Here is a 13,079-nt window from a genome sequence, read left to right as displayed (position 1 = left end):
AATTAACAGCGACATGATTTTGTGACGCAAGTTGGAAAAATGAAGAAGATAACAATTTACGACCTGGCGGAGCTTTCCGGCGTTTCGGCGAGCGCGGTGAGCGCTATCCTCAACGGTAACTGGAAAAAACGCCGCATCAGCGCAAAGCTTGCCGAAAAGGTGACCCGGATTGCTGAGGAGCAGGGCTATGCGATTAACCGCCAGGCCAGCATGCTGCGCAGTAAAAAATCACACGTCATTGGCATGATTATCCCCAAATACGATAACCGCTACTTCGGTTCCGTCGCCGAACGCTTTGAGGAGATGGCCCGCGAGCGTGGCCTGCTGCCGATTATCACCTGTACGCGCCGAAGCCCGGAGCTGGAGCTCGAAGCGGTAAAAGCGATGCTCTCCTGGCAGGTTGACTGGGTGATCGCGACCGGGGCGACCAATCCGGATAAAATTTCCGCGCTCTGCCAGCAGGCGGGCGTGCCTACGGTCAATCTCGACCTGCCGGGGTCTCTCTCTCCGTCGGTGATTTCGGATAACTACGGCGGTGCGAAAGCGCTGACCCACAAGATCCTCGCTAACAGCGCCCGCCGTCGGGGATCGCTGGCGCCGCTGACCTTCATCGGCGGGCGCAGCAGCGACCATAACACCAGCGAGCGTTTACGCGGTTTCCACGATGCGCATCACGAGCAGGGGGTGAGCGTGCCGCAGGCGAATATTCTGGCTCCCGGCTATTCGAAAGGTCACGTTGAGGACTGCCTGCAGGAGCGGTTTGGCAGCGCGAAGACGCTATTGCAGGGGATATTTGTTAACTCGACGATATCCCTTGAAGGGGTTGTGCGCTGGCTGTCGCAGGTGGGGCTGACCGGCAGCGAGCAGCCGCCGATGGGCTGCTTCGACTGGGATCCGTTTGTCTATCTGCTGGGGCACGATATCGACATGGTGCAGCAGGACGTACCGGCGATGCTGGACGCTGTTTTTTCGATTATTGACGCCGGCGAAGCCAGCCAGCAGCGGATTGAAATTCCGCCGCGACTGATGAGCAGCAGCTGAGTCGCTGTTTGCCGTTAGCGCGTCAGCAGCCAGCGAGCGGTATGTTCATCGGTCACCAGGCCGTTGATCCAGCCGCCTTTAAGGGCGGCCAGGATCGCCGGTCGTTTGTATTCTCCACAGGCCGCGGCAATCCGCGGGCAGTGGTTCTGGCGGATATCATAGCTGGTGATCATGCGGTTGATCTCGCTGTCGACCACCTCGCCTTCTGCATCAATAAACCGCCCGAGGATCTCCCCGATGCCGCCGCGGGCGGTCAGCTCATCCATCTGCGCCTGATTGATAAATCCGTCTTTAAAGATCGGGCTTTGCGTGCCCAGCGGACCAATACCGACAAAAATCACGTCCGCCTCCCGGGCGACGCCAGAGACGCTGCGGAATAAGCGATTGGTGCACCACATCTCATACTCATCCGCGGTCTGGGCGTAGCGCGGCGCCGGCCACTGATAGTACTTGGCTTTTATTTTGCTCGTCAGCAGCAGGGGCACGTCATCGTAATAGTTGCACTGCCCGTCGGCGTCCATGGCGCTGATCAGCGCCACGCAGCGGGTATTCAGGCTGTCGAAATCGATGCGCTGCAGCGCTTTTTTCAGGGTCAGGCCCGAGCCCAGACCGATGATTTTCTCTTTATCATCCTGCAGGTAGCGAGCCATCAGCTGATAGCAGCCAAACGATACGCTATCGAGGGTGCTTTCTTCGCTAAAGGCGGGGACCACATTGCACTCAAGAAGCTGATACTTTTCCTGCAACAACTGCGCATAATCGAGGCAGTTCGCCACTGGATGGTGCAGATTAATCGACACAATCCCTTCTTCTTTCGCGGCGGCGATCAGCCGTTGCACCACCGGTCTGGAGGTGCCCAGCTGGCTGGCAATCTCGCTCTGATTCTGGCCGGCGATGTAGTACATCCATGCGGCACGCACCTTCTGATCCAACCGGATATCGTCTTCTTTACTCATGGTCTCCCGCCCTAAGTTGCTGGCCTGGGCACGCAATTGGCCCGGCGAATACCCGCATTCTCGCCGTGGTTGGCATAACTGGCAAGCTTTTGCTCTTGACTGGTCATTTGTAATTTAATTGAGTAATTGTTCTTTTGTGATCTGTGGCTCTTATTTTGGTCAAATGATCAATTACAGTGGCGCCATCAACTCAAGGAGAGCAGAACATGAACAATCAATTCACATGGCTTCACATTGGTCTGGGTTCTTTTCATCGCGCGCATCAGGCGTGGTATCTGCATCGTCTGATCGCTTCCGGGGATAAGCGCTGGCGCATCGCGGCGGGCAATATCCGCAACGACGCCGAGCAGGTGGTGCAGGCGCTGGCGGCGCAGGGAGGACGTTACGTGCTGGAGACCGTCAGCCCGGAAGGGGAGCGCGAATATGAAGAAATCACCTCTATTCAGAAACTGCTGCCGTGGCAGGCAGGGCTGCAGCCGCTGATTAACGAAGGGGCCAATCCGCAAACAAAAGTTATCGCCTTTACCGTGACGGAAGGGGGGTACTACCTGAACACCCGCCATCAGCTGGAAACCAGCAACCCCGATCTGCAGGCCGACCTGAAAGGCGAATGCAAAACCATTTACGGCACCCTCGCACGAATTCTGGAAAAGCGCATGGCGGACAACGCCGGGCCGCTGACCCTGCTCAACTGCGACAACGTGCGGCATAACGGTGAGCGCTTCCACGACGGGATGGTGGAGTTCCTGCAGCTTACCGGCAAACAGGCGGTGATTGACTGGATGGCCGTGAATACCACCTGTCCGAATACCATGGTGGACCGCATCACCCCGCGTCCGGCGGCCGATCTGCCGACCCGTATCAAAGCGCAAACCGGCATTGACGATAAGGCGCCGGTAATGGGCGAGACTTTTATCCAGTGGGTGGTGGAGAACAACTTCCGCGATGCCCGCCCAAATCTGGAAGCGGTCGGCGTGGAGATGGTCGAGTCGGTTATCCCCTATGAAGAGGCGAAAATCCGCATCCTGAACGCGTCCCACAGCTGCATTGCCTGGGCGGGGACCTTAATCGGCCAGCAGTATATTCACGAAAGCACGTTCACCGATGCTATCTACGCCATTGCCGACCGCTACGTCACGGAGGATGTCATTCCTTGCCTCGGCGATAACGGCATTGATCTGCCGACCTACCGCGATGTGGTGCTCAAGCGCTTTACCAACCCGCATATCCAGGACACCAACCAGCGCGTTGCCGCCGATGGTTTCTCAAAGATTCCGGCGATGATCGCGCCAACCTTGCAGGAGTGCTATCAGCGCGGCGTCCGTCCGGAAGCGACCGCCATGCTGCCGGCGCTGTTCTTCGTCTTTATGGAGCAGTGGCACAAGGGAACTCTGCCGTATCAGTACCAGGACGGCATCCTGGATGCGCAGGCGGTGCATGAGATGTTCGAGGCTCAGGATCCGGTGGCTGTCTTCGCCCGTGATAAAGCCCTGTTTGGTGATCTCGCCAACAACGCGGATTTCCTGGCGCTGATGCGCGAGAAAGTCGCCGCCGTTTACACGCTGATTAAATAAGAGGTGGCTATGTATCTGGGTATCGATCTTGGCACATCGGAAGTCAAAGCGCTGATCATTGATGAGAACAATCAGGTTATCGCCAGCCATAGCGCGCCGCTGAGCATTCAGCGGCCTCATCCGCACTGGTCAGAACAATCGCCGGAGTTATGGTGGGAGGCGACGGAGTACCTGATGGCCACCCTACGGGAAAAATGCGCTCAGCACTGGTCGGCCGTCAAGGCGATTGGCCTCTCCGGACAGATGCACGGCGCGGTGCTGCTGGATGAAAAGGGGGAGACGATCCGTCCGGCCATTCTGTGGAACGACACCCGCTGCGCCGCAGAGTGCGCAGAGCTGGAGGAGATGGCGCCGGAGCTGCATCAGGTGGCGGGCAACCTGGCGATGCCGGGCTTTACCGCGCCGAAGCTGCTGTGGGTGCGTCGTCACGAGCCGCAAAACTTTCAGCGCACCGCCACGGTGCTGCTGCCGAAAGATTATCTGCGCTACCGGATGACCGGGAAGAAAGTCTCCGATATGTCGGACGCCGCCGGAACGCTGTGGCTGGACGTGGCGAAGCGCGACTGGTCCGACTCGCTGCTGGATAAATGCGGCCTGTCGCGCAGCCAGATGCCGACGCTGGTGGAAGGCTGTGAGGTTTCCGCCACCCTTGACCCGCAGGTGGCTGCGCGCTGGGGGCTGAACGCCTCGGTGGTGGTGGCCGGGGGCGGCGGCGATAACGCAGTCAGCGCCATTGGCGTCGGCGCGGTCTCGCCGGGGGACGCGTTTATTTCGCTCGGTACCTCCGGGGTGCTGTTTGTGGTGACCGACGCCTATCGTCCGGCGCCGCAGTCGGCGGTCCATGCGTTTTGTCACGTTCTGCCGAACCTGTGGCATCAGATGAGCGTGATGCTTAGCGCCGCCAGCTGTTTGCAGTGGTTCTGCCGCCTCACCGGCACCACGGAGGTGGCGCTGCTGGCGGAGATTGCCGAGCTAAGCGAGGAGGAGAAAGCCAACGCGCCGTTCTTCCTGCCTTATCTCTCCGGGGAACGAACCCCGCATAACGATCCTGACGCCCGCGGCATCTTCTGGGGCATGACCCACTCCAGCCTGCGTGCCCAGCTCGGCTACGCGGTGCTGGAGGGGGTGAGCTTTGGCATCAATGACGGTCTGCAGGCATTGAAAGAGAGCGGGACGCCGATCGCGCAGTGCTCGCTGGTGGGCGGGGGCGCCCGCAGTCCGTTCTGGGCCCAGCTGCTGGCCGATATTCTCGCTATGCCGGTGGTGACCCACAAAGGCGGAGAGACCGGCGGCGCACTGGGCGCGGCGCGGCTGGCCTGCCTGGCGGCGGGCAAACCCATTGACGCGGTGTGTGAAAAACCGGAAGTCTGGCAGACCTGGCGTGCGGATCCTGTTCGCCACCACACCCTGATGCAACGCTACGCGCAGTTTAAGGCCCTGTATTTAAACGATCTGCACTATCGGCAGCACTAATTTTCACCACCACAGCCGCTTCGTTGAACGTCGCGGAGCGGCCACCCTGTACCCTGAAAACGAGGTCATTATGTCTATCAATAATAAACAGTGGCTCGGTTTACCCCTGAACCTGCTCTGGGGATACATCGCCATTGCCGTATTTATGACCGGCGACGGTTTTGAATTAGCTTTTCTCTCGCACTATATCAAAGCGCTAGGCTTCTCTCCGGCGGAGGCCTCCTTTGCCTTTACCCTCTACGGCCTGGCCGCCGCGCTGTCGGCGTGGATTTCCGGCGTGGTGGCGGAAATTATCACCCCGCTGAAAACGATGATGATTGGCTTCGTACTGTGGTGCGTGTTCCACGTGCTGTTCCTCGTTTTCGGCCTCGGTCACGCCAACTATGCGCTGATCCTGCTTTTCTACGGCATCCGCGGCTTCGCCTATCCGCTGTTCCTCTACTCGTTTATCGTGGCGATTGTCCATAACGTCAAAAGCGACAACGCCAGCTCGGCCATCGGTTGGTTCTGGGCGGTCTATTCCATCGGCATCGGGGTCTTCGGCAGCTATATTCCGAGTTTCACCATTCCGCATATTGGCGAAATGGGCACCCTGTGGCTGGCGCTGGCCTTCTGCCTTACCGGGGGGGGGATTGCTCTGGCTTCCCTGCGCCATATTCAAACGCCGCAGCATATGCAGAATCTCACCACCCGTGAGAAGTTTGCCGAGCTGGGACGCGCCGCGACGCTGCTGTATACCAACCGCAATATTCTGCTGTCGAGCATGGTCAGGATCATCAATACCCTCTCGCTGTTCGGGTTTGCGGTGATTATGCCGATGATGTTCGTTGATGAGCTGGGCTTTACCACTTCAGAATGGCTTCAGGTGTGGGCGGTCTTCTTCTTCACCACCATTTTCTCTAACGTGCTGTGGGGCATTTTGGGTGAAAAACTGGGCTGGATGAAGGTGGTGCGCTGGTTCGGCTGCATCGGGATGGCGCTCTCCAGCCTGGCGTTTTACTACATCCCTCAGCACTTTGGCCACAGCTTTGCGATGGCGCTGATCCCGGCCATCGCCCTTGGGATCTTTGTCGCCGCCTTTGTGCCGCTGGCCGCCGTGTTCCCTGCGCTGGAGCCGAAGCACAAAGGCGCGGCGATTTCGGTGTATAACCTGTCGGCGGGGATGTCTAACTTTCTCGCTCCGGCGATTGCCGTGGTGCTGCTGCCGTTCTTCAGCACCATTGGGGTAGTCATCGCCTATACCGCATTGTACGTGGTGGCCTTTTTCCTCTGTGCGTTTATCCGCGTGGAGCAGCCGGGATTTTCCCACAAGGAAGCGACTGCCCGTGAGCAGGTTGAATTCTCTTAAGGTGATGTGGCTGGCATGGGCTCCATGCCAGCCTTAATGAGGTGAACGAATGAGTATGCAGGCGGTTATTTTTGACATGGATGGCGTGATTATTGATTCCGAGGCGCTGTGGCGCCAGGCGCAGATTGACGCCCTCGCGCAGTGGGGAGCAACGGCGAGCGTGGCTGAGTGTGAAACCCTGACCAAGGGCAAGCGTCTCGACGAAATCGCCGACACCTGGTGCCGCTATTTTCAGCTTAACCTTGCCCCATCGCTGCTGGAAGAGGCCATATTGCAGCGCATCACCGGCCTGATTGCCGCCGATGGCGAGCCGATGCGTGGGGTGCAGGAGGCGTTAGGCTATTTTCGCGCTGCCGGCTATAAAATTGCGCTCGCCACATCATCATCCCGCCAGGTTATCGCCGCCGTGCTGAACAAGCTCTCGCTCTGGCACTTTTTTGACGCGATCTCCAGCGCAGATGATGAACCACGCGGCAAACCGCACCCGGCGGTGTACCTCACGACGCTGCGGAAGCTCAATCTCAACGCCAGCCAGTGTCTGGTGATTGAGGATAGCTTTACCGGCTTTTGCGCGGCCCAGTCGGCGGGGATTGCCACGATAGTGATTGCAGAAGATAGCCAGCACGCGCGTTTTCAGGCCGCCGCTGGCCGCTATCAAACCTTACCTGAACTGCTGGAAGCGCTTAGCGCGGAGCCAGCGGCGGCGGTTTAAGTCAGCCATTTGTGGGCGCAGACATTCCCGGGATGTAGCTGGTCGGTTAATCTCTTCTCTGCGCTCACGCCCTTTTTTCTCCTGGTCGATCTGCCTCACATTTCGCTCATCTTTTGTGAAAACAGTCACGTCTTGTTGTGCCAATGCCCAAATTTATGGCCTTGCTTAGCGGTGTTTGTCCGAGGCACTACTACGAAGTTGTGCTTAGATTATATATTGAAACGTATTTTCAATAATGTGAAACCGCTTTGCCGATTTGATTATGTCGATCGGATTTGGCCGTGATAAGGACCGAGCATGAAAATTGAATCTGTGAATGTCACCGTTTTCCAATATCCCACTCGTCGGGTTTCCGACAGCGCCGGGCACTCCCATCCGGGGGTTGAAAGCATGGCCAAAATGGCGATGCTGACCATCACCGCTGATGATGGGGCGCAGGGCTTTTCGTTTGCGCCTCCGGAAGTCGTGCGCCCGTTCGTGGTGAATACTTTTTTTCGCAAAGTGCTGGTGGGACAGGACCCGTTTAACCGTGAGCGTATCTGGCAGGATCTTAACCACTGGCAGCGCGGCAGCGCACATCAGCTAACGGAGCGCGCGCTGTCGTTTGTTGAACAGGCGCTGTGGGACCTGATCGGCCGCAGCCTTAAGATGCCGGTTTATAAGCTGCTCGGCGGCTATCGCGACACTGTCCCGGCTTACGGTAGCACCATGTGCGGCGACGATCTGCCGGGCGGCCTGTCGACCCCGGAAGAGTATGCCGCTTTTGCTGAGAAGCTGGTCGCCCGCGGCTACAAGGCCATCAAGCTGCACACCTGGATGCCGCCAATCTCTTTTGCGCCCAATCCCAAAATGGACATTAAAGCCTGCGCGGCGGTGCGCGAAGCCGTAGGGCCGGATATTGACCTGATGATTGATGGCTATCACTGGTACAGCCGCGCCGAGGCGCTGTGGATCGGCAAAGAGCTGGAAAAACTCAATTTCGCCTGGTTTGAAGAGCCGATGGAGGAGGATTCGATGTCCTCCTATGCGTGGCTGGCGGAAAACCTGTCGATTCCCATCGTCGGGCCGGAGAGCTTCGGCGGCAAGCACCACATGCGCGCCGAATGGGTGAAAGCCGGGGCCTGCGACATTCTGCGCGCCGGCGCTAACGGCGTGGGGGGGATTACACCGACCATGAAGGTGGCGGCGCTGGCGGAATCTTTCGGCATGGATTGCGAAGTCCACGGCAACGGAGCGGCAAGCCTCGCGGTGGTGGGCGCGATCCGCAACTGCCGCTGGTACGAGCGCGGCCTGCTGCATCCGTTCCTCGACTACGATGAACCGGCGGCCTATCTCAACAGCATTGTCGACCCGATGGATGACCAGGGATTTGTGCATTTGTCACAACGTCCGGGTCTCGGTGAAGACATTAATTTTGCGTATATCGAAGCCAATACCGTTAGCCACGACTGATTTAAAAAAATAAATACCCGATGGCGCTGCGCTTATCGAGCCTGCGGCCCGGTAGACCGGATAAGCCGAAAATGCCGCCATCCGGCAACATGTACCCTACAGTACAGGCAAACAGAGATATGAAAAAAACCTCCTTACTGGGAGCGTGTATTCTCGCGCTCGCCATGTCGATGGGGAGCGGGGAGGCGGTGGCGAAAACGCCGCCCGACCAGCTGATCATCGGCATGAATATGAATAACCTGCTCACCCTTGACCCGGCGGCGATGACCGGTAACGAAGTGGTGGGGATCGTGGTCAACCTCTACGACTCGCTGGTGGAGCTTGACCCTGAGCAGCTCACCACCGTCAGGCCCGCGCTGGCGAAATCCTGGGATATCAGCCCCGACGGCAAAACCCTGACCTTTCATCTGCGCGATGACGTTAAGTTTCACTCCGGCAACCCGCTGACCGCCGCCGACGTCGTGTGGTCAATGCGGCGCATCCTGCACCTCAACCTGGCCCAAGCCTCAGTATGGAAATCCTATGGCTTCAGTAAGAAAAATATCGACAGCCAGGTCAGCGCGCCGGACCGCTTCACGGTGCAAATCGTATTACCCAAAGATAACGATCCGCAGCTGGTGATTTACTCGCTGGCGGCGCTGGGCAACCTCGGAGTGCTGGGCAGTAAAACGGTGCAAAGCCACCAGCAGGATAACGACTGGGGTAACCGCTGGCTAACCACCCATGAAGCCGGTTCCGGGCCGTTTATCCTCGAAACCTGGCAGGCGAAAGATGTGCTGCGCATGAAGCGCAACCCTGACTACTGGCGCGGCGAGGCGAAAATGAGCCGCGTGGTACTGCGTCATTTCCAGGAGTCGCAAACTCTGCGCCTGATGATCGAAAAAGGCGACCTTGATATTGTCAACAATATGGCGGTTTCCGATATCAACGCCCTGCGCAGCGATCCGCAGCTGACCGTCGATGCGGTGCAGCGCGGCACCATGTACTACGTGGCGATGAGCATGAAAGAGGCGCACTTCGCCAATCCGAAAGTGCGCGAGGCGGTGCGCTATCTGATTGATTACCAGGGTATCAATAAAGCGCTGATGCCGGGCTACGGCGTGCTGCACCAGCGGCCTATCAAAGCGGGAATGCCGTCCACGCTACCCGATCCCGGCTACAGGCTGGATGTGGCGCGGGCGAAAAAGCTGCTGGCGGAAGCGGGATATCCCAACGGCTTTGATACCACGCTGCGGGTACTCTCCGATCAGCCATTTCTTAACATCGCTATCGCCGTGCAGTCGACGCTGATGCAGGCGGGGATTAACGCCAAAATCATCACCGGCACTGGTAACCAGATCTACGGCGCAATGCGCGAGCGTAAATTTGACCTGCTGGTAGGTCGCGGCGGCAGCGGGATGGAGCCGCATCCGCACTCCAGCCTGCGCGCGCTGGTCTATAACCCGGATAACAGCGATAAGGCGCGCCTGACCAACTTCCAGGGCTGGCGTACCGGTTTTTACGACCCGCAACTGAATACGATGATTGACCAGGCCCTGCTGGAACGCGATCCGCAAAAACAGGTGGCTGACTACCAGGCCATCCAGACACGCTACGACCAGCTGGTTCCGGCTTTAATTCCGCTTTCGCAGATGGTTGATTCGGTCGTCGTGCGCAACGAGGTACGGGAGTATCAGCCGCACCCCTCCGCCACCACTTTTCTGCGTGACGTCTATAAAGTCCGCGAAGGAGAGAAAGGATGAGTACCGCAATCCTTACGCCCGGCTCACGCGGCCGGCGCTTATCCAAACGGCTGCTGCAGGTGGTGATTACGCTGTTCGGCCTGCTGCTGCTGACCTTTACCATTGGCCGCGTCATGCCTATCGACCCGGTGCTGGCGATCGTCGGTCCGGATGCTGACCAGAGTACCTATCAGCAGGTTTACCAGCAGCTGGGGTTTGATAAATCGCTGACCACCCAGTTTGGCATCTATTTCGTCAACCTGCTGCACGGCGATCTGGGCAATGCGCTGCTGACCGGGAAACCGGTGGTGGACGATATTATCCGCGTCTTCCCGGCCACCATGGAGCTGGCGACGATGGCGATTCTCGTCGGCGCGGGTCTCGGAATTCCGCTGGGCGTGCTGGCGGCGGCGCGGCGCAATAGCGTCTCCGATTATGTGGTACGCATTATCAGCCTGGCGGGCTACTCGACGCCGATTTTCTGGGTCGGAATGATGGGGCTGCTGGTGTTCTATGCCTGGCTCGGCTGGGTGGGCGGCGCCGGGCGGGTAGACCTCGGTCTGGACGGCATTGTGCCGCGCCGTACCGGCCTGATGACCGTTGATGCGCTGCTGGCAGGAAACGGACAGGTGTTCTGGAACGCCATTAATCATCTGATTCTTCCCGCCTCGCTGCTGGGTTTTCACTCGCTGGCTTATATCAGCCGTATGACCCGCAGCTTTATGCTGGCCCAGCTGTCGCAGGAGTTCATTATTACCGCGAGGGTGAAAGGGCTGACCGAGCGTCAGGTCATCTGGAACCATGCGTTTCGTAACATCCTCGTGCAGCTGCTGACGGTGGTGGCGCTGGCCTACGGCGCGCTGCTGGAAGGCGCGGTGCTGATTGAAACCGTCTTCTCATGGCCGGGTTTCGGCTCCTATCTTACCGGTAGCCTGTTGCTGGGCGATATGAATGCGGTGATGGGCTGCGTGCTGCTGGTGGGAGTGATCTTCGTGATGCTCAACCTGCTCTCCGACATGCTGTATCAATTCTTTGACCCGAGGACAAAATCATGACCGTTTCTCTGGATTCGCCGCTTTCGGGTGGTGCGGGCGAAGGCCGTCAGCGGCTGCAACGCGCGGCGGCGCGGGCCGTCGGGTTTATCGGCAAAATGGCGCGCAATCCGCTCACGGCCATCGGCGGAGGAATTATCTTTATGCTGCTGGTGGTGGCGATTTTCGCGCCGCTGATTGCGCCTTATAACCCGCTGGTACAGGACCTGAATAGTGCGCTGGTCGCGCCGAATGCGCAGCACTGGTTCGGCACCGATGAGTTTGGCCGAGATATCTTTAGTCGCCTGGTGTACGGCTCCCGCATCACGCTCTATATCGTGCTGCTGGTCTCAGTGACCGTCGGTCCGCTCGGACTGCTGCTGGGCGTCAGTGCCGGCTATTTCGGCGGTAAAGTCGATATGGTGCTGATGCGCGTCACCGATATTTTCATCTCCTTCCCGAGTCTGGTCCTGGCGCTGGCGTTTGTCGCCGCTTTAGGACCGGGGCTGGAGCACGTGGTTATCGCCATCACGCTGACCGCCTGGCCGCCGATTGCCCGTCTGGCGCGCGCCGAAACGCTCTCTCTGCGCCAGGCTGATTTTATCTCCGCCGTGCGTCTGCAGGGCGCTTCATCGGCCCGCGTCCTCTGGCGCCATATCGTGCCGCTGTGTCTGCCCTCGGTCATTATCCGTATCACCATGAATATGGCCGGGATCATTCTGACCGCGGCCGGCCTAGGCTTTCTCGGCCTCGGCGCGCAGCCGCCAGAGCCGGAGTGGGGAGCGATGATCTCCAGCGGGCGCACTTATATGATGGAGTGCTGGTGGGTCGTAACCATTCCGGGGCTGGCGATTTTGATCAATAGCTTAGCGTTCAACTTCTTAGGAGATGGCCTACGTGACATCCTCGATCCCCGTAGTGAATAATGCACCGCTGCTCGACGTGCGCGATTTGTGCGTCGACTTTGTTAACGGTAGCGCGGTGACCCACGCCGTGCGCGGCGTCTCCTTCCAGCTGGGGCATGAGAAGCTGGCTATTGTCGGCGAGTCCGGTTCGGGTAAGTCCACCGTTGGGCGCGCGCTGCTGCAGCTGCATCCGAAAAAGGCCCGCGTCAGCGCCAGCCGGATGCAGTTTGCCGACCTCGATCTGCAGCATCTTAGCGAAGCGCAGATGCGCGGCGTACGCGGCAAACGTATCTCTATGATTATGCAGGACCCGAAATATTCGCTTAATCCGGTGGTCTGCGTGGGTAAGCAAATCGCCGAGGCCTGGCTTACTCATCATCCCGGGCGCAAAGATGAGGCGAAAGCCAGGGCGCTGGAGATGCTGGAGGTGGTGCGTATTCGCCAGCCGGAGCGCGTTTATCAGCTTTATCCGCATGAAATATCCGGCGGACAGGGGCAGCGCATCATGATCGCCATGATGCTGATTACCGACCCGGAGCTGATCATTGCCGATGAGCCCACCTCCGCGCTGGACGTGTCGGTGCGCCTGCAGGTGCTGGGCCTGCTGGATGACCTGGTCCAGTCGCGCGGGCTGGGGCTGATTTTTATCAGCCACGATATCAACCTGGTGCGCAGCTTCTGCGACCGGGTGCTGGTGATGTACGCCGGACGGGTAGTGGAGTCCATCGCCGCTAAAGATCTCGATCACGCCCGTCACCCCTACACTCAGGGATTGATTAACTCGCTGCCGGATATGCAGCATCGTCGCCCGATACTGCCGGTGCTGCAGCGTCAGGCCAGCTGGTTAACGGATTAAGGAGCGGATA

At 58.8% G+C, this 13,079-nt stretch carries 11 protein-coding genes; 10 read left to right on the top strand and 1 reads right to left on the bottom strand.

Features of this window, described 5'->3' with window-relative positions:
• The first annotated feature begins 39 nt into the window (after window positions 1-39).
• The gene (locus CE636_RS07040) at window positions 40-1,041 is read left to right on the top strand and encodes a substrate-binding domain-containing protein (protein ID WP_017899350.1); all 1,002 of its coding nucleotides are present in this window, start codon (window positions 40-42) and stop codon (window positions 1,039-1,041) included.
• A gap of 14 nt (window positions 1,042-1,055) precedes the next feature.
• On the opposite strand, the gene CE636_RS07035 is transcribed toward CE636_RS07040, so the two are convergent.
• Complete coding sequence (locus tag CE636_RS07035) at window positions 1,056-1,997, bottom strand: sugar-binding transcriptional regulator (RefSeq protein ID WP_017899351.1); 942 nt, start codon at window positions 1,995-1,997, stop codon at window positions 1,056-1,058.
• Between the two features lie 206 nt (window positions 1,998-2,203).
• Between CE636_RS07035 and dalD the strand changes: the two genes are divergently transcribed.
• The 9 genes from dalD (at window position 2,204) to CE636_RS06990 (ending at window position 13,069) form a co-directional block, all read left to right on the top strand.
• On the top strand, window positions 2,204-3,571 hold the full coding sequence (gene dalD / locus CE636_RS07030; protein ID WP_017899352.1) for a D-arabinitol 4-dehydrogenase: 1,368 nt from the start codon (window positions 2,204-2,206) through the stop codon (window positions 3,569-3,571).
• Between the two features lie 9 nt (window positions 3,572-3,580).
• Window positions 3,581-5,044 (top strand): xylulokinase, encoded by a 1,464-nt coding sequence (xylB, locus tag CE636_RS07025; RefSeq protein ID WP_017899353.1) that lies wholly within the window; start codon window positions 3,581-3,583, stop codon window positions 5,042-5,044.
• 70 nt (window positions 5,045-5,114) lie between these two features.
• Window positions 5,115-6,392, top strand: a complete 1,278-nt coding sequence (gene dalT, locus CE636_RS07020) for a D-arabinitol transporter (protein ID WP_004201568.1) — start codon at window positions 5,115-5,117, stop codon at window positions 6,390-6,392.
• A gap of 49 nt (window positions 6,393-6,441) precedes the next feature.
• Entirely contained in the window at window positions 6,442-7,104 is a 663-nt protein-coding gene (locus tag CE636_RS07015; RefSeq protein WP_017899354.1) for an HAD family hydrolase, read from the top strand.
• A 297-nt stretch (window positions 7,105-7,401) separates the two neighbouring features.
• Entirely contained in the window at window positions 7,402-8,556 is a 1,155-nt protein-coding gene (locus CE636_RS07010; RefSeq protein ID WP_002912648.1) for a mandelate racemase family protein, read from the top strand.
• 119 nt (window positions 8,557-8,675) lie between these two features.
• Complete coding sequence (locus CE636_RS07005) at window positions 8,676-10,298, top strand: ABC transporter substrate-binding protein (protein WP_017899355.1); 1,623 nt, start codon at window positions 8,676-8,678, stop codon at window positions 10,296-10,298.
• On the top strand, window positions 10,295-11,332 hold the full coding sequence (locus CE636_RS07000; protein ID WP_017899356.1) for an ABC transporter permease: 1,038 nt from the start codon (window positions 10,295-10,297) through the stop codon (window positions 11,330-11,332). The genes CE636_RS07005 and CE636_RS07000 overlap by 4 nt, the downstream gene beginning before the upstream one ends.
• Window positions 11,329-12,234, top strand: coding sequence for an ABC transporter permease (locus CE636_RS06995; protein WP_004200464.1), 906 nt, complete (start codon window positions 11,329-11,331; stop codon window positions 12,232-12,234). Before CE636_RS07000 ends, CE636_RS06995 begins: the two co-directional genes overlap by 4 nt.
• Window positions 12,206-13,069, top strand: coding sequence for an ABC transporter ATP-binding protein (locus CE636_RS06990; protein WP_004175147.1), 864 nt, complete (start codon window positions 12,206-12,208; stop codon window positions 13,067-13,069). Before CE636_RS06995 ends, CE636_RS06990 begins: the two co-directional genes overlap by 29 nt.
• Window positions 13,070-13,079 lie beyond the last annotated feature (10 nt).

It is taken from the genome of Klebsiella sp. LY (assembly GCF_004010915.1).
In the GTDB taxonomy this organism is placed as follows: domain Bacteria; phylum Pseudomonadota; class Gammaproteobacteria; order Enterobacterales; family Enterobacteriaceae; genus Klebsiella; species Klebsiella quasipneumoniae.
This window is presented reverse-complemented; position numbering and strand designations above follow the sequence as displayed.